We start from the raw sequence: 19,450 nt of genomic DNA, 5'->3' as shown, positions 1-19,450 counted from the left end.
AACTTAATATAATAACGTATGAAAAACAAATGGCAATTTAGTTTATTGGCTTTTGCTCTGTTTATGATTATTCCTTTTCTATCGTTACATGCTGCTGTTGACGATGTGCAGCAGTCTAAGGTAGTGAAAGGACAGATCACAGACGAGTCAAATGAAGGAGTTATTGGTGCAAATGTTTTGGTAAAAGGGACTACAAATGGAGTTATTACAGATATTGATGGTAACTATTCAATTTCTGTATCTGGTAATAATGCTGTTTTGGTAATTTCATTTATCGGATATAAAACTCAGGAAATAAAAGTTGGTAATCAAACAACTATTAATGTCAAATTGGTTGAGGATTCAGAAGTGTTAGATGAAGTAGTAGTTGTAGGATATGGAACAGTTCGTAAGGGCGATGTTACCGGTGCTATTTCTTCTTTGAAACCTGATCAGAACGAAGTGGCAAAGGTTGTTTCCATTGATAATCTGTTGCAAGGTAAAATAGCCGGTGTAAATGTTGGAGCCACTGTAGCTACTCCAGGTGCAGCTTCTTCGGTGACAATTCGTGGTGCCAACTCTCTGCGTGGCGATAATCAGCCTTTGTATGTAATTGACAACATACCGCAGGCTTCAACCGGTGAGTTTGCCGCCAGTGCATTTGGTGATGGTGATTTTCAGACAGCTCAAAATCCATTGACCAGTTTGAATCCACAGGATATTGAAGATATCCAGATTCTGAAAGATGCATCGGCTACGGCTATTTATGGTTCGCGCGGTGCTAATGGAGTTATCCTTATCACGACGAAGAAAGGAAAGAGCGGGAAACCCAAAGTAAGTTTAAGTGCCAACTTTACAATAGCGAATGCTACGAAACTGAAAGATATGTTGAATCTGGAAGAGTATGGACGTTTTCGTAACGAGCAACTGGGAGAAAAGGCTGCACAATTCTTTTTTGAAAATAATGAAGTGCGTTATATTTATTCCGGTGGAGAGTATGATCCTGAAAATCCGGAATCTTACAATGTATTAACTTATCATAATTGGCAAAAAGAGATCTATCAGAGTGCTTTTTCTCAGAATTATTCAGCCACTATTAATGGTGGTAACGATAAAACTACTTATTATGTTTCTGCTTCTTTTAAAGATATCAATGGTATTGTTTATAATACAGGTTTAAAACAGGGCGACCTGCGTACAAATCTTTCGATGGATTTGTCTAAGAGCGTGAAACTTAATTTGGCACTGAATGGCTCTATCAAACAGAATGATATGATGTCGGGAGGAGATACCAGAGGGGGAGCAACCGGATCTGTTACTCGTACAGCCCTTGACTCGGCACCTTATGTGGCTCCATCTGGTGAGCAAAATCTGTCGGCAGAACAAAAAACAACTGTATGGAGCTGGATTAATGATTATGATGATATTACGACAGAAAAAACATTCAGAGCTTCGGCAGATCTGACATGGAATATCGGTGCAGGTTTTTCATATAATGCACGTGTAGGGGGTGATATCTTTACACAAAATCGTGGACGCTGGTTTGGACTCCAATTATTTAAAGGAGAAAATGATAATGGTTCTCTTGGTCTGACAAATTTGGAAAAGAACCATTATACGGTTGAGAATATTGTAAATTACAATACGAAGATTAAAAACATTGTTGATATTGCAGCCACTGTAGGTGTCACTTATGATGACTATGGATATTTGAACAAAGTTACTTCGGCTCGTAATTTTGAAAATCATTCGTTCCGTACCAAAGGGTTACATATGGCAGGTACCATTAATGAAGAGCAACCCATTCAGAAAGACTATCAGTTACTCTCTTATCTGGGACGTTTAAACTTATCTTTTATTGAAGGACGTTATTTGTTAACGGCAACATTCCGTGCTGATGGTACAAGTAAGTTTGTGAAATCCAACCGCTGGGCATACTTTCCTTCTGCAGCTTTGGCATGGCGTATGGAACAAGAGGACTTTATCAGAGAAAATACTCCTTGGATTGATCAGTTGAAATTTCGTTTAGGATATGGACAGACAGGAAATCAGTCTATAGATCCATATAATAGTTTTTATAATTATAAAAAGACAATTGATTATGCAGATGCTAACGGTAATAAAGAGTTGGCTTTGGCTGTAAGTAATTTGCAAAATCCTGAATTGAAATGGGAGTCGACCACTTCCTATAATATTGGTCTTGATTTTGCTATATTCAATAATCGCCTGTCTGGTACATTAGACTGGTATTACAAACGTACAGATGACTTACTTATCGATCGTTCTGTTTCTTTCACTACAGGTTTTGCGAATATTCTGATGAATCAAGGTTCTTTGTCAAATAGAGGTTTTGAAATATCTTTGGATGCAGATGTTATCCGTTCTAAAGATTTCACCTGGAATGTATCGGGTAATATTGGCTTTAATAGTTCTAAGATCAGAAAATTAGGATTACCTCTTGCTTTTTATGGCAATAATCAATATTCTGCTTATTTAGGAAACTCAATAGGTGACCATTTTGGTGTTGCAAATATTTTTATTGAAGGAAAAGCTCCGGGGTTGTTTTGGGGATATAAAACAGATGGTATAATTCAGAAGGGAGATGATGTTCCTCAGAAAAGTGAAAACAAGAATACGATTGCAGGTAGTACGGACCCGGGTAATATTAAATTTGTCGATAGTAACGGTGATGGTATGATTACTGAAGATGATAAAGTGATTCTGGGAGATCCGAATCCGGATTTTACATATGGTTTCCAAACCAGATTGACTTATAAAGACATTTCTTTATCAGCTTCCTTTAATGGAGTTTACGGAAATGATTTATTAAATAGTAATCTGCGCTATGAAGCTATGCCTGCCAAGAATTCATCTAATAATATTCGTAAAGAGGTTTATGCTAATATATGGAGGGCTGATAATCCTACAAACCTTTATCCGGGAGTAAATAGTACAAATCCGTCTTCAGCTGTACTTGACAGATATATTGAAGATGGTAGCTTCCTGAGATGTTCGGATATAACATTGGGATATACTATGCCGAAAAGTATTGTCAGTAAAATAGGTTTCGAGAATATAAACATTTTTGCTTCTGTAAAAAATGCATTCATTATTACCAATTATTCTGGATATGATCCGGAGGTGAATACTTTTGCATTCGATGGTTTAAAAAGAGGCGTTGATATGAACTCATTTCCTCAGTCACGTTCTTATATTTTTGGTTTAAGTGTAACATTCTAATCAGGTATTATGAAAAAATTAAAATTAATATATTTCTTATTAGCTATTTGTACTTTTTCTTCCTGCCTGGATGAAGATCCGCAATATGCTTTGAATAGTGAATCTGTGTTTTTGGATGAGAATACAGCTCAGTTGGCACTGCTTTCCTGTTATGGACAGTTGACTACTTATGATGGTTTTGGGCAGGCTGCTCAGGAATTACTGGTGGGAGCATCCGGTTTGGGATGGGCACAGACAAATGCCAGTGATCAGGACCGTTACGTATCTCTGAATGTATCTTCTGGTTGTGTGATAACCAAGATGTTTTGGAGAAGTTTATATAAAACGGTCTCAGAGACAACATTTTTTATAGAGAATATGAAAGAGAGCCCATTGGACGAGGACTTTAAAACCGGATTGGTAGCACAAGCTAAATTTCTGAGGGGATTCTCATATTACCATCTGTTGACTACTTTTGGTGGAGTACCTCTGCGTAATACAATTCCATCTCTCAAGTCGCTTTCTATTCCGAGAGCTACTGAAGAAGAGATTGCGGCACAGATTGAAAGTGACTGGAAAGATGCTATTGGTGGATTGACTGAAACCGCAGATGCCGGAAAAGCTTCGGGACTTGCAGCGCATGCTTATTTAGCTAAACTATATTGGTATTTGGCATGTCAGGGAAAACAAGCTTCGGGTAATAAGACTTATTGGGAGTTAGCTTTGGAACAATGTGAATTTGTATATGGAAAATTTCAATTGGAACCAAACTATTCAAACTTGTTTGTACAACATTCAAACTCGAAAGAATCTATATTTCAACTCAATTTTTCAACAGAATCTTCTACTACCGGTAATCGTGGAAGTTGGATATTTGCTCCTCAAAACTCTACAGCCGGTATATCATGGGGACGTATTCGTATTTCAAAAGCTTTTCATGACTATCTGAAAGGTACCTATCCGGACGATCCGAGATATAGTGCAACTGTTCTTTCGACATGGGTAAATAAGAGTAATGGTGAAAATCAGTTTGCTTATCCGAAATTGAGTTACAAAGAGGGTCGGGTTACTCATAATGTAGAAATAAATTATAGTATATGTAACGATCCTACCAATCCTACAGTTGAAGAGTTAGAGGCGGTTGATGATAAGTTGGTGAAACGTTTTGTACAGCCTACCGGAGAACATTACGGATGGTCTTATTATAAGAAAGCGATGGACTTGAATTCTACAGCTCAAAATTCGCATATGAATCTTATTGTATATCGTTATGCTGATTTCTTATTGATGATGGCGGATGTGCTGAATGAATCTGGTGAAACAGGAAAGGCTATTAGTCTGGTGAAAGAAGTATTACAGAGAGCGCGGCAGTCAGGTACGCCGAATGCTGTTTACCCTAAAGACTGGGAAACTAATCTTACTAAAGATCAGGTGAGAGATAAAATATTCTGGGAACGTTTGGTAGAATTGGCTGGTGAACAAACGATGTATTGTGACGCACGAAGACGAGGAACTGAATATTTGAAGAAGGTTTTGGAGATTCAGAATAATCATCATATTACAAGAGCCATTGTTGAGAACAAGGAATTAGGTGAACATCGATTTAAAGAACGTCTGTTTAACAATGGAGATTTAACGGAAAATTTCTTGAAGAAAAACTTACGGTTGCCTATACCACAGGAAGAATTGAATACTAACGAGTCAATATCTGCCGGCGATCAAAATTACGGATACTAATTTTATTATTCTGTTGATTTGTAATGAAGCAGCAGAAACATCCGAAAGAGTTTTGTTTTCTGCAACAGGGGTAGTAGCATGATTTGCTACTACTCTATTTAAAAGCTATCGTTTATTGTTTTTGTTCTTTTTTTCAAATAAAATTCAAAAAGGACGCATTTTGGACATTTTTGGAATATATAAAATTATTTTCGAACATTGGATTAGTACCTGCTGTCGTAAATTTGTATTTAAAAGAAACATAGAACTACTAAATAATAAAGGGTAGAGAAATTATTGTATTTATATTAATCTTGTTTTACCATGAACCGACCAGACTTAAAAATAGTTTATCCCTTTGCCGGATTGGCGACATTGGCTACTGTAACTTCTTGTCAGCAACAAAAAAAGGAAGAAGCAAAACCATATAATATTGTATATATTATGACGGATGATCATACGGCTCAAATGATGAGTTGTTATGATACCCGTTATATGGAGACTCCTAATCTGGATCGTATAGCCAATGATGGTGTACGCTTTACCAATAGTTTTGTTGCTAATTCGCTGAGTGGTCCAAGCCGTGCCTGTATGATTACCGGTAAGCATAGTTGTGCCAATAAATTTTATGATAACACGACTTGTGTTTTTGATAGTGCACAACAAACTTTTCCGAAACTGTTACAGAAAGTTGGTTATCAGACAGCTTTGGTAGGGAAGTGGCATTTAGAAAGTCTGCCTACAGGGTTCAATTACTGGGAGATAGTACCGGGACAGGGCGATTATTATAATCCGGATTTTATCACCCAGGATAATGATACGATTCAGAAACAAGGTTACGTCACAAATATTATCACGGATGAGGCTATTGACTGGATGGAGAACAAACGGGATAAGGATAAACCTTTCTGCCTGTTGATTCACCATAAGGCTATTCATCGCAACTGGATGGCGGATACCTGTAATCTGGCACTGTATGAAGATAAGACATTTTCTCTTCCCGGAAACTTCTTTGATGATTATGAAGGCCGTCCGGCTGCTGCTGCACAGGAAATGAGTATTGTGAAGGATATGGACATGATCTATGACCTGAAAATGCTTCGTCCGGAGAAGAACTCGCGACTGAAATCTTTGTATGAGAAATTCCTCGGACGTATGAATACGGAGCAACGGGCTGCCTGGGATAAGTTTTATGGTCCGGTGATTGATGATTTCTATAAGCAGAATCTAAAAGGAAAAGAATTGGCCAACTGGAAGTTTCAACGGTATATGCGTGACTATATGAAGACAGTGAAATCTCTGGATGATAATGTAGGGCGTGTACTTGACTATCTGAAAGAAAAGGGAATGTTGGACAATACGTTGGTGGTTTATACTTCCGATCAGGGATTTTATATGGGCGAACATGGCTGGTTTGATAAACGCTTTATGTATGAGGAATCTATGCGTACTCCGCTTATAATGCGTTTGCCTAAGGGATTCGACCGGAAAGGTGATATAACAGAAATGGTACAGAATATTGATTATGCACCTACTTTTCTTGAGTTGGCAGGTGCTCCTGTTCCTGATGATATCCAGGGGGTATCTTTGTTGCCTTTGCTGAGAGGAGAGCATCCCAAAGATTGGAGAAAAGCATTGTACTATCATTTTTATGAATATCCTGCCGAACACATGGTAAAACGCCATTACGGTGTTCGTACAGAACGATATAAGTTGATTCATTTTTATAATGATATAAACTGGTGGGAGTTGTATGATCTTCAGAAAGATCCTGCTGAGATGCATAACTTATATGGAAAAGCAGAGTATGAACCTGTAGTGGGAGAACTTAAAGAAGAAATGCTGAAGTTGCAGGAGCAATACAACGATCCGGTTCGTTTTTCACCGGAAAGAGATAAAGAGTAAAAAAGGAATATATTGATTTATGATGAAATACACCTTATCAATTATAATAGCGTTACTGTTTTCCCCTATCATAGCAGTACAGGCTGAAGATTTAACACAAACGATCTCTATAGTACCCACCCCTGTGCAAGTTGTGCCAGGGGAGGGGAGCTATCGTTTTTCGGAGAATACGGTATTTGCTGTAGAGAATGCAGGGCAAGCGGAAATCGCTCGTAATTTTATCGGTCTTTTTACTTGTGCTGGCGGATTCACTCCGTTGTTGAAAGAAGGAAGTAACACCGGGGATGTTTGTTTTATAACAGATCGTAGCTTGAAGAGTGAGGCCTATCGGTTGGATGTCACTTCGGATAAGATTGTGATTAATGCTTCGGATGTAAAAGGCTTCTTCTATGCCTTGCAGACGATCCGTATGTTGCTGCCGGCTTCTATAGAGAATGCAAGAAATGTAGGCGGAGATGTTGACTGGGCCATTCCTTCGGTAAAAATCAGTGATGAACCTCGTTTTGGCTATCGCGGGTTATTATTGGATGCTGCCCGTTTTTTTATACCCAAAAAGAATGTATTGCGCATCATAGATTGTATGGCGATGCTGAAAATAAATAAACTGCATTTTCATTTGTGTGATGATAACGGTTGGCGCCTGGAAATAAAGAAACACCCTCGTCTGACAGATATAGGTGCATGGCGGGTAGATCGTACCGACGTTCCTTTTCATTCCCGGAGGAATCCGATGTTAGGAGAATCTACTCCAATTGGTGGATTTTATACTCAGGAAGATATGAAGGAGATAATAGCGTATGCTACCGATCGCCAGATAGAAGTAATTCCTGAAATAGAGATGCCGGCACATAGCAATGCTGCCTTGGCCTCTTATCCCGGATTGGCTTGTCCGGTAGTAAAGAATTTCATAGGTGTATTACCCGGGTTGGGAGGTGCGCATGCTGAGGTTATCTATTGTGCCGGAAATGACAGTGTGTTTACTTTTTTACAAGATGTGATTGATGAAGTGGTGGAGTTGTTTCCTTCCCGTTATATTCATTTGGGGGGTGATGAGGCCAGAAAGACGAACTGGGAAAAATGTCCGCTTTGCCAGGCACGAATGAAAAAAGAACATCTGGCCAATGAAGAAGATTTGCAGGGGTACTTTATGAAACGGATGTGCGAATATGTACAGAGTAAAGGCCGTGAAGTGATAGGCTGGGATGAATTGACGAATACGACTATACCGGACGGAACCATCATCTTAGGCTGGCAGGGATTGGGTACTGCTGCCTTGAAAGCTGCAGAGCAGGGACACCGGTTTATTATGACTCCGGCGCGTATAATGTATCTGATACGCTATCAGGGACCTCAGTGGTTTGAACCTGTGACTTATTTTGGTAATATAACTTTGAGGGATGTATTTGATTATGAACCGATACAGGATGATTGGAAACCTGAATATAAGTCTCTTTTGATGGGGATACAGGGTTGCATGTGGACTGAGTTTTGCAATAAACCCGAAGATGTGGACTATCTGCTCTTTCCGCGTCTGGCAGCAGTGGCCGAAGGGGGCTGGGCTAAACGGGAAATGAAAGATTGGAACCGTTTTTTAAAAGGATTGGATGTATATAACTGCCATATTGCAGCTAAAGGAGTGGGGTATTCCCGTTCAATGTATAATATTCAGCATACAATAACACCTGAAAACGGGGCTTTAAAGGTTAATTTGGAATGTATACGTCCGGATGTGGAAATTCGTTATACGCTGGATGATAGTGAGCCTTCTGCAAAATCCCCCCGCTATATCAAAGAATTGACTATTCGGGGCGTACAAACTTTAAAGTGTGCTACCTTTGTGGGGGATAAGAAAATGGGAAAAACATTGATTTTACCTGTTATCTGGAATAAGGCTACCGGTAAACCTGTTTTTGGAGATAATAAAAATGTGGAAGTAGTAACCAACGGAATACGTGGAAGCCTGAAACAAACAGATTATGAATGGGCTTCCTGGGAAAAAAGTGATACGGTATCTTTCACAATTGATTTATTGAAAAAGGAAACACTCCATACGGTTACAGTAGGTTGTATTACAAATTATGGCATGGCAATACATAAACCGGCATCGATAGAAGTAGAAATATCAGATGATAACCGTAAATTCAGGAAGGTGGGTACATTAAGCTTTACTCCTCAGGAGATCTTCCGGGAGTGGAATTTTGTGGAAGATCTGTCTTTGAATATCAACGGGAAACAGGCACGCTATATCCGTGTGACCGCCAAAGGACCAGGGGCTTGCCCGGAAGATCATGTACGTCCGGGACAGGAATCCAGAGTGATGTTTGATGAAGTGATAGTGAAGTAATTTAGTAGTAACTAGCCCAGTAGTAAGTATTTTAGTAGTTAAGTAGTCAAGTAGTTAAGTAGTAAGTATCAATACTATCGACTACTTACTACTTAACTACTTGACTACTTAACTACTATAAAAACATAAAACCATGAATAACTTATTAAAACGAATTTATCTGATGATGCTGGCAGTGCTGGTTATCATTCCCGCTGCGGCACAACAACAGCCCGAATGGCAGAGCCAGTATGCGGTAGGACTGAATAAGCTGAATCCCCATGCCTATGTCTGGCCGTATGCAACTGCTGCTGATGTACAGAAAGGAGCTTATGAAGAATCTCCTTATTATATGAGTCTGAATGGCAAATGGAAGTTCCATTGGGTGAAGAATCCCGATACCCGTCCGAAAGATTTTTATAAACCTTCGTTTTATACCGGAGGATGGGCCGATATCAATGTGCCGGGTAACTGGGAGCGTCAGGGGTATGGTACGGCTATTTATGTAAACGAGACTTATGAATTTGATGATAAGATGTTCAACTTCAAGAAGAATCCGCCGTTGGTTCCATCTGAAGAGAATGAGGTGGGGTCTTATCGTCGGACTTTTACGATTCCTGCCGGTTGGGAAGGCCGTCGCGTGATACTTTGCTGTGAAGGGGTCATTTCATTTTATTATGCATGGGTGAATGGAAAGTTTTTAGGATACAATCAGGATTCTAAGACCCCTGCCGAATGGGATATTACCGACAAACTGAAAAAAGGTGAAAATACAATAGCCCTTGAAGTCTACCGCTGGAGTGCAGGTGCTTATCTTGAGTGTCAGGATATGTGGCGGTTAAGCGGTATTGAGCGGGATGTGTATCTCTACAGTACTCCCAAGCAATATATTTCCGATTATAAAGTGACCTCTATCCTTGAAAAGAATACTTATAAAGACGGCGTTTTCGAACTTGATGTGACTGTAGAAGGAGCGGCAGCCGGAATAACTACCATTGCCTATGAATTGCAGAATGAGGCCGGAAAGACGGTATTGAATGGTAGTCAACCGGTTAAATCCCGTGGTTTGAGCAATCTGATTACTTTTGATGAGAAACGTATTCCGGATGTTGAAAAATGGAGTGCAGAACATCCGAATCTGTATACATTGATATTGGAATTGAAAGACGCTAATGGAAAAGTGACTGAGGTGACCGGGACGAAAGTCGGTTTCCGTACTTCTGAAATAAAGGACGGTCGTTTCTGCATCAATGGTGTGCCTGTATTGGTGAAAGGGGTAAACCGTCATGAGCATTCACAGTTGGGGCGTACAGTAAGTAAGGAACTGATGGAAGAGGATATCAAGCTGATGAAACAGCATAATATCAATACCGTCCGTAATTCCCATTATCCTGCTCATCCTTACTGGTATCAGCTTTGTGACCGGTATGGCCTTTATATGATTGATGAAGCAAATATCGAATCTCACGGTATGGGCTACGGACCTGCCTCTTTGGCAAAAGACAGTACGTGGCTTACGGCTCATATGGATCGTACGCATCGTATGTATGAGCGTTCAAAGAATCATCCTGCCATTGTGATCTGGTCATTAGGCAATGAATCCGGCAATGGAATTAATTTTGAGCGTACGTATGACTGGCTGAAGTCGGTAGAAAAGAACCGTCCCGTACAATATGAACGTGCGGAAGAAAATTACAATACGGATATCTATTGCCGTATGTACCGCAGTGTGGATGTCATTAAAGAGTACGTAGCCCGTAAGGATATTTACCGTCCTTTTATTCTTTGCGAATATCTGCATGCCATGGGGAATAGTTGCGGTGGCATGAAGGAATATTGGGATGTTTTTGAAAATGAACCGATGGCTCAGGGTGGTTGCATCTGGGATTGGGTGGACCAGTCTTTCCGTGAGGTAGACAAGGATGGCAACTGGTATTGGACGTACGGTGGCGATTACGGCCCTAAAGATGTGCCGAGCTTTGGTAACTTCTGTTGTAACGGTTTGGTGAATGCCGTTCGTGAGCCCCATCCGCATCTGTTGGAGGTAAAGAAGATCTATCAGAATATCAAGAGTACATTGGTTGATAAGAAGAACCTGACTATCCGTGTGAAGAATTGGTTTGATTTTTCGGATTTGAATGAATATCTTCTTCATTGGAGCGTGACGGGAGATGACGGAACGATTGTTGCTGAAGGAAGTAAAGAGGTGACTTGTGCTCCGCATGCCGTAGTGGATATCACTTTGGGAGCTGTGAAAATTCCTAAAACGCTTCGCGAAGCTTATCTGAATCTGAGTTGGACGCGGGTGAAGGCTACTCCGTTAGTAACATCCGATTGGGAGGTTGCCTATGATCAGTTTGTACTTCCTGTATCTAAAAACAGTTGGTCCGGCAAACCTGCCAAAGCGGGGAACACAACGTTTGTTGTTGATGAGGCTACCGGTGCTTTGAAATCTCTTTGTCTGGATGGAGAAGAATTATTGGCAAGTCCGATAACTTTGAGCCTGTTCCGTCCGGCTACGGATAATGATAACCGCGATCAGAATGGAGCTAAACTCTGGAGACAGGCTGGTTTGGACCATTTGACACAAAAGGTGGTTTCTTTGAAAGAAGGTAAGAATAAGACGACTGTGAAAGCTGATATTCTGAATGCCGAAGGAAAGAAAATAGGAAATGCCGAGTTTATATATGCTTTGAACCGTGATGGTTCTATGAAAGTGCAGACTACTTTTGAGCCGGATACTTCATTGGTAAAATCGATGGCTCGATTGGGAATTACTTTTGAAATGAAGGATACCTACGAAAATGTAACTTATCTGGGCCGTGGGGAACATGAAACCTATACTGACCGGAATCAATCGGGAAAAATAGGTGTTTATAAAACAACTCCTGAACGGATGTTCCATTATTACGTTGTTCCTCAGTCTACAGGTAACCGGACGGATGTCCGGTGGCTGCAATTGACTGACGAACATGGGAAAGGTTGCTGGATAGAGGCAAATTCTTTCTTCCAGTTTAGCACTTTTCCTTTCTCAGATGTAATATTAGAGAAGGCACGTCATATTAATGAATTGAAACGGGACGGCAAAATAACAATACATCTGGATGCAGAACAAGCTGGAGTAGGTACTGCTACTTGTGGTCCGGGAGTTTTGCCTTCCTATCTGGTTCCATTGACAAAGCAAACCTTTGATTTCACTATTTATCCTGTGAAGTAAAAAAGAGAGAGTAATATATACTAATGAGGATATCTCCGGAAGGAGGTACCTCATTGGTTTTTCTGTTTTTCTTCCGGAATTAAATCTATAAAATACCATGAACAAAGTACCGGAAAATGATTTTACCCGATTAGCCTCATTGGATATACTTAGAGGTTTTGATTTATTTCTTCTTGTCTTTTTTCAGCCGGTGTTCGTTGCACTGGCACGACAGTTGAATCTGCCATTTCTCGATGAGGTTCTATATCAGTTCGACCATGAAGTCTGGGAAGGGTTTCGTTTCTGGGATCTTGTAATGCCGCTTTTTCTCTTTATGACAGGGGCTTCAATGCCTTTTTCCTTATCTAAATACAAAACTGCTTCTGTAGATTATTGGCCTGTTTACCGACGGATTCTTAAACGGGTTATTTTACTTTTTATCTTCGGAATGATTGTCCAGGGAAATTTACTTGGATTTGATAGTAAGCACATTTATTTCTATTCTAATACATTACAATCGATTGCTGTTGGTTATTTTATTGCAGCAGTTATCCAATTACATTTTTCATTCGGATGGCAGATAATAATAACGCTGTTATTGCTTCTTGCCTACTGGATTCCTATGACATTTCTGGGTGACTTTACCCCGGCAGGAAATTTTGCAGAGCAGGTAGATCGATGGGTTCTGGGACGTTTCCGGGATGGAGTTTTTTGGAATGAAGACGGAACCTGGAGCTTTTCATCTCAATACAATTATACATGGATATGGAGTAGCCTGACATTTGGGGTTACTGTGATGCTTGGAGCTTTTGCCGGAAAGATAATGAAAGAAGGCAAGGCGAACCGGAAAAAGGTGGTACAAATATTACTGCTTATTGGTCTGTTATTGATCGGTCTGGCAGAGTTGTGGAGTTTGCAAATGCCTGTCATTAAGCGTTTATGGACAGCCAGTATGACGTTACTGTCCGGTGGATATTGCTTTTTGCTCATGGCATTGTTTTATTACTGGATTGATTATAAAGGGCATACACGGGGATTGAATTGGTTGAAAGTGTATGGTATGAATTCTATTACTGCCTACGTGCTCGGTGAGGTAGTGAATTTCCGTTGTATTGCAGCTTCGGTCAGTTACGGATTAGAGCAATATTTAGGAAATTATTATTTAGTATGGTTGACCTTTGCCAATTATCTTATTCTTTTTCTACTTTTGAGAGTAATGTATAAATGTAGGTTCTTTTTGAAGGTTTGATTAAATAAATGTTATGAAAAGCTGTAAAGTATATTTGTTCTTTATTGTTTTATCTGGTATAGCCGGATTGTTGAATGCACAAGGTGCGAGGTATGTATATAGTGTACCGAATATTCCCTGGGAGGAGTCATTGGGGAATCATCGTGCCATATTACAAATAGATGAATCATCGGAAGTGTTTACACTTGATTTTGACTGGCGTCGTCCGGACCGGAATATAGATGAGACGTGTTTTTTGATTTTACATGCGGAAACGGGTGATACGGTACAGAATATAAAAAGAGTGGATGTATCTGCTGAAAAATGTAAATTGATGTTTGGACCAGCCGTTAAAGGATTGTATTACTTTTATTATCTGCCTTATAAAGTGGTGCATGGATATGGTGCTTATAATGGTGATTATATAGCTAAAGAGAAAGCACCTGATTCGGTCTGGTTGACGGAGATAGACAGAGTAAAAGATATTCCGCAGGCATTGGTGACAAAGGTAGAATCACGAACGAAATTTGACAGCTTTTATCCGATGGAAGTTACAGCTACCGGGATAGAGAAAGAGCAGTATATGAAAAAGTACAGAACGCCACTCTATCTGTTTTCGGAGGATCGGACTAATCCGATCCGGATGCGTGATCATCTTCCGTTGAAATGGATGGACCAACCACAGGGACAGGTTTTCAGAGGTATGGCAGCTCCCAATGAATATTATACTTTTCAGATTGGGTTATGGGCCGGTAGAGGAGAAGTTAATAAAATATCTTATAAAGCCTCTGCATTGCAATGCGGTGCGGAGCGTATTCCACAACAGGCCATTACCTGTTTTAATGTAGAAGGTATCGATCCTTATGGAAAAGAATTCCGCAAAGAGGTTAATGTAGGCAAAGGGTATGTACAACCTTTATGGTTTGGAATAGATGTCCCTGCCGGGCAAAAAGCGGGACTGTATCAGGGTACGATAGTGATAAGTGACGAATCCGGAAGAAAAGGAGTAGTACCGTTGAGCATTCGTATCGAAGGAGAGCCTCTTGCTGACAGAGGGGATAGTGAACTGTGGAGACATAGCAGGCTGAGATGGCTGAATTCTACTTTGGGCATATCGGATATGCCGACTCAACCGTATGCTTCGATGACGGTGAGCAAGAATGAGGTGGGCTGTTTGGGACGTACAGTATCAATTGATGAGCCAACAGGGCTACCGGGACAAATAGAAGCATGGAATACGGAAATTCTTGAAAGTCCGGTGAAATTTATTATCCGGACCACTGAAGGAGATAAAGAATTGAAAGGTTCTGCTTTACTGACAGAACAGACAAATGGACACGTGAGCAGGAGCTGGAAAGCGGAAGATAACGATTTGATTGTGACTTGCAGAAGTGTGATGGAGTTTGATGGCTGGATGAATTATGTATATACACTTACCCCTAAAAAAACAGTTGAAGTAGAAGATATTCGATTGGAGATTCCGGTGAAAGCTGAAGTCGGTTCTTTTTTTCTGGGAGCAGGATTACTGGGACAAGAGACACCGCAACAATATAACGGGAAGTGGGATGCTGCGGAGAGAAAAGTAGAGGAGCCGGGAATATCTTTAGCTACTTCTAAAGAGCAACACGGTTTATGGCCATTTGATAGTTTTTGGATCGGGAATGCACATGCTGGTATTCATTGTGAATTCAGGGGGAGTACTTATAGCGGACCGTTATTGAATTTGTATCGTCCGGCATATCCTGAAAGCTGGTATAATAGTGGGAAAGGAGGATTCTCCATCCGAAAGGAGGCGGGAAAAGTGCAGGTTACCGCATATAGTGGTAGCAGGACTTTGGAAGCGGAGAAACCCATTCATTTTGATTTTGCTATGATTATTACTCCGGTGAAACCCATTCATTTTGACAGGCAATTTACAGACCGTTATTATCACAACGGCCCTAAACCAACTCCACAGGCTGAAGATCTGAAAGCTGGCATACGCATTATTAATATGCATCAGGGAAACGAGTATAATCCGTTTATTAATTATCCGTTCCTGACCGGAGGTAAAATAAAGAATTTCACAAAAGAATGGCATCAAAAGGGATGCAAGGTGAAAATTTATTATACACTTCGTGAACTGAGTAATGCGACTGCTGAGATATGGGCTATAAGGAGTTTGGGACATGAAATTCTGAAAGACGGTAAGGGAGGAGGGTTTCCGTGGTGCCGTGAACATTTTGTGACAGATTATACACCACAATGGTATGAGCATTTTGAATATACAAATGAGTTGGGGATTACTGCCGATGCTTCTATTTTGACAGCAGAAAGTGATTCTCGTTGGTATAATTACTACATCGAAGGACTTGCCTGGATGGTACGTAATTATGATATTGACGGGATTTATCTGGATGATGTTTCTTTTGATCGTTGTATATTGAAACGTATGCGCCGGGCTATGGAAAGTGTAAAGCCGGATTGTCTGATAGACCTTCACTCTAATACTGGTTTCTCTAAAGGGCCTGTCAATCAGTATATGGAATTTTTCCCGTATATAGATAAACTGTGGTTTGGAGAAAGTTTCTTATATGATAAAATGTCGGCAGCCAACTGGCTGGTTGAATCATCGGGTATTCCTTTCGGACTGACAGGAGATATGCTCTTCAGAGGTGGAAATGCGTGGTTAGGAATGCAGTATGGTATGACAGTACGTTATCCATGGTTTACGGAGGGAGTCAATTGTGATCCGCGTGCGGTATGGCGTATTTGGGATGAATTTGGAATAGCCGATGCTACCGTATTGGGATTTTGGGAAAATACACCGGCAGTGACTGTTTCTGATGAGGCTGTGAAAGTTACGGCTTATCGTAAATCCGATAGGGTGTTACTCTCTTTGGGTAATTATTCGGATGAAGTGAAGGTGGTAGAGTTAAATCCGGATTGGAAACAGTTGGGGATGGAACCGGGCAAAGTGAGGATAATTGCACCGGAAATACCGGATTTCCAACCAGCGGGTGAATGGAAAGTAGGAGATAAGATTACACTTCAACCCCGGCAAGGGTGGTTACTCTATTTAGAGTATTGATTTATTCTTTTAACTGAGGGGATGTATTGAATTATAATTGATGAAAAACAATAATAAATGACGAAATGATTATGAGGAAAGATTTTTATTTATTGCTCTTACTCCTGATGTCGATCGTTCCGGTAAAGGCAGCTTTTCAGCCTCAATATTCTGTGGCTGGTTTTTATCCTCTGGAGCACACAGGGCGTGAAGTATATTCGATGAACCCGGCCTGGCGTTTTTATAAAGGAAGTGCTCCGGAGGCTTATCGGGTAGATTTTGATGATGATAACTGGGCGGTTGTTTCATTACCGGACGGGATAGAATATTTACCGACTGAAGCAAGCGGATGTATAAATTATCAGGGGGAAGTATGGTATCGTAAGCATTTCACTCCTGACAATAGTCTTAAAGGTAAAAAGCTGTTTCTCCATTTCGAAGCTATTATGGGGAAGTCAAAGGTATGGATAAATGGTCAGTTGATTAATGAACATTTCGGAGGATTTCTGCCCGTAATTGCCGATATAACTCCTTATGTGACTTTTGAAAAAGAGAATGTAATAGCGGTATGGGCCGATAATAGCGATGATCCTTCTTATCCTCCCGGGAAGGCACAGGATGTATTGGACTTTACTTATTGCGGGGGCATTTACCGGGATTGCTGGTTGATAGCTCACAATGATGTTTATATAACTGATCCGAATTATGAGAATCAGGTAGCAGGAGGTGGTTTGTTTGTGGCTTTTGATAAAGTGTCAGAGCAGACAGCGGATATTTTACTGAATATACAGGTTAGAAATGACCGTAAACAGTCTTTTAACGGGAGGGTCGTCTATGAACTGTTGGATGCTAATGCTGAAAAGGTTGGTGAAGCTACTCACAAACTTTCTGTTGGAAAACAAAAGGCTGCGGTTGTTGCCAATAAGATCAGAATTTCTGACCCTCACCTTTGGTCGCCGGATTCTCCTTATTTGTATCAACTGCATGTATATGTACAGGATAACCACGGAAATACGATTGATGGATATAAACGTCGTATTGGTGTACGCAGTATCGAATTTAAAGGAAAAGACGGTTTTTGGCTCAATGGGAAACCTTATGATGCTCCATTGATTGGAGCCAATCGCCATCAGGATTTTGCTGTTGTAGGCAATGCACTTTCTAACAGTATGCACTGGCGGGATGCGAAGAAGTTGAGAGATGCAGGACTGAAAGTGATCAGGAACGCCCATTATCCACAAGACCCGGCTTTTATGGATGCTTGTGATGAACTTGGACTTTTCGTGATTGTCAATACTCCGGGATGGCAGTTCTGGAATGAGGCTCCCGAGTTTGCTCAGCGGGTATATTCGGATATCCGGAACATGGTGCGGCGAGATCGTAACCATCCTTCTGTATGGATGTGGGAACCTATTCTGAATGAGACCTGGTATCCAGCCGACTTTGCACAGAAAGTGAGAGATATTGTGATGGAAGAATATCCATACCCTTATTGCTATACAGGTTGTGATTCAGAGGCCAAAGGGCATGAATACTTCCCTGTGCTTTTCAAACATCCTCATTTGAGAGGAGTAGATAAAGAAGAAGCAGAACATCCGGAAATAACGTATTTCACTCGTGAATGGGGAGACAATGTGGATGATTGGAGTTCGCATAATTCTCCCAGTCGTGCCAGTCGTGCCTGGGGAGAAACACCTATGTTGATTCAGGCACAGGGATATGCTAATCCTTCTTATCCGTATACTTGTTATGAAACGTTGTTCCAAACAACCCGTCAACATATCGGAGGCTGTTTATGGCATTCATTCGATCATCAGCGGGGATATCATCCCGATCCGTTTTATGGAGGGATTATGGATGCTTTCCGCCAGCCCAAATATTCATATTATATGTTTAAGTCACAGCGTAGTCTGCAAAAGACAGATTTGATTGCCGAAACCGGGCCAATGGTATATATTGCGCATGCTATGACTCCTTTCTCACCAAAGGATGTGACGGTTTACTCCAATTGTGAAGAAGTTCGCCTGACGGTATTTAAGGATGGTAAACAGTATAATTATAAAAAAGAAAAAAGAGAGAAAGGGATGCCTTCGCCTGTGATAACATTTAAGGATGTATATGATTTTATGCAGGATAAGGCTTTGTCCCGTCAGAGAAAACAAGCAGATGTATATATGCTTGCAGAAGGACTTATGGATGGAAAAGTAGTGGCTACTCATAAGGTGTCACCGTCACGTCGCCCTTCAAGGCTTTTGTTATGGGTTGATAATGAGGGTATGAATATGGAGGCTAACGGTTCGGATATTGTGACGGTGATTGCAGCTGTTGCTGATGATAATGGAAATATTAAGCGTTTGAATAATTATTTTATTCGTTTTGAAATAGAGGGTGAAGGTGTAATTTTGGGTGGAGAGGATGTGATGGCCAATCCTCGTCCCGTACAGTGGGGTACGGCACCTGTGCTTGTGAAGTCCACTACCACTCCGGGGAAGATTAAAATTCGTGCTTCTGTATTGATAGAAGGTAAGCAGATGCCTGCCAGTGAAGCGATTGAGATAGAGACACATCCGGTCATTTATCCTTTAATTTTTGATGTAGCGGAAGAAAACGCAGCTGTTAAAATGGTTCGGGAAAAAAGTGTAGATAAAGTGAGAGATGAAGATTGTGCCCGTGAAGTAAAGAAATTGCAGATGGAATTGAATCAATATAAATTGAAAGAAGTGGAACAGCAACAAACTGATTTCGGAGAAAAAAGATAATATTCACCACAGAGTTTCACAGAGTCACACAGAGTTTTATTTATTTTAGTTTCAACAATAGTACTCTGTAGTGTGC

8 protein-coding genes are annotated in these 19,450 nt (G+C 40.6%); all 8 read left to right on the top strand.

Annotation, left to right across the window (positions count from 1 at the left end; all coding sequences use genetic code 11):
* Positions 1-18: 18 nt before the first annotated feature.
* Complete coding sequence (locus K8P02_RS11845) at positions 19-3,219, top strand: SusC/RagA family TonB-linked outer membrane protein (RefSeq protein ID WP_025867938.1); 3,201 nt, start codon at positions 19-21, stop codon at positions 3,217-3,219.
* Positions 3,220-3,228: 9 nt separating this feature from the next.
* Positions 3,229-4,935 carry a RagB/SusD family nutrient uptake outer membrane protein gene (locus K8P02_RS11840; protein WP_007486431.1) on the top strand — a complete coding sequence of 569 codons (1,707 nt, stop codon included), beginning with the start codon at positions 3,229-3,231 and terminating at the stop codon, positions 4,933-4,935.
* 303 nt (positions 4,936-5,238) lie between these two features.
* Complete coding sequence (locus K8P02_RS11835; RefSeq protein ID WP_002561142.1) at positions 5,239-6,819, top strand: sulfatase family protein; 1,581 nt, start codon at positions 5,239-5,241, stop codon at positions 6,817-6,819.
* A gap of 19 nt (positions 6,820-6,838) precedes the next feature.
* Positions 6,839-9,163 carry a glycoside hydrolase family 20 protein gene (locus K8P02_RS11830; RefSeq protein ID WP_025867937.1) on the top strand — a complete coding sequence of 775 codons (2,325 nt, stop codon included), beginning with the start codon at positions 6,839-6,841 and terminating at the stop codon, positions 9,161-9,163.
* A 133-nt stretch (positions 9,164-9,296) separates the two neighbouring features.
* Positions 9,297-12,359 (top strand): glycoside hydrolase family 2 TIM barrel-domain containing protein, encoded by a 3,063-nt coding sequence (locus tag K8P02_RS11825; RefSeq protein WP_025867936.1) that lies wholly within the window; start codon positions 9,297-9,299, stop codon positions 12,357-12,359.
* Positions 12,360-12,456: 97 nt separating this feature from the next.
* Entirely contained in the window at positions 12,457-13,587 is a 1,131-nt protein-coding gene (locus K8P02_RS11820; RefSeq protein ID WP_025867935.1) for an acyltransferase family protein, read from the top strand.
* A 13-nt stretch (positions 13,588-13,600) separates the two neighbouring features.
* The gene (locus tag K8P02_RS11815) at positions 13,601-16,636 is read left to right on the top strand and encodes a glycoside hydrolase domain-containing protein (RefSeq protein WP_223381310.1); all 3,036 of its coding nucleotides are present in this window, start codon (positions 13,601-13,603) and stop codon (positions 16,634-16,636) included.
* Positions 16,637-16,701: 65 nt separating this feature from the next.
* The gene (locus K8P02_RS11810; protein WP_007486439.1) at positions 16,702-19,374 is read left to right on the top strand and encodes a glycoside hydrolase family 2 TIM barrel-domain containing protein; all 2,673 of its coding nucleotides are present in this window, start codon (positions 16,702-16,704) and stop codon (positions 19,372-19,374) included.
* Positions 19,375-19,450: the final 76 nt, after the last annotated feature.

This window comes from Bacteroides nordii (assembly GCF_019930665.1).
In the GTDB taxonomy this organism is placed as follows: Bacteria; Bacteroidota; Bacteroidia; order Bacteroidales; family Bacteroidaceae; genus Bacteroides; species Bacteroides nordii.
Note: the sequence above shows the minus strand (reverse complement) of the source record. Positions and strands in the feature narration are given on the sequence as shown.

What these genes read in the sequence shown, in the direction of transcription:
- K8P02_RS11840 (WP_007486431.1), top strand. Translation starts at nt 3,229, where the DNA reads ATGAAAAAATTAAAATTAATATATTTCTTATTAGCTATTTGTACTTTT.
- K8P02_RS11835 (WP_002561142.1), top strand. Translation starts at nt 5,239, where the DNA reads ATGAACCGACCAGACTTAAAAATAGTTTATCCCTTTGCCGGATTGGCG.
- K8P02_RS11845 (WP_025867938.1), top strand. Translation starts at nt 19, where the DNA reads ATGAAAAACAAATGGCAATTTAGTTTATTGGCTTTTGCTCTGTTTATG.
- K8P02_RS11810 (WP_007486439.1), top strand. Translation starts at nt 16,702, where the DNA reads ATGATTATGAGGAAAGATTTTTATTTATTGCTCTTACTCCTGATGTCG.
- K8P02_RS11815 (WP_223381310.1), top strand. Translation starts at nt 13,601, where the DNA reads ATGAAAAGCTGTAAAGTATATTTGTTCTTTATTGTTTTATCTGGTATA.
- K8P02_RS11830 (WP_025867937.1), top strand. Translation starts at nt 6,839, where the DNA reads ATGATGAAATACACCTTATCAATTATAATAGCGTTACTGTTTTCCCCT.
- K8P02_RS11825 (WP_025867936.1), top strand. Translation starts at nt 9,297, where the DNA reads ATGAATAACTTATTAAAACGAATTTATCTGATGATGCTGGCAGTGCTG.
- K8P02_RS11820 (WP_025867935.1), top strand. Translation starts at nt 12,457, where the DNA reads ATGAACAAAGTACCGGAAAATGATTTTACCCGATTAGCCTCATTGGAT.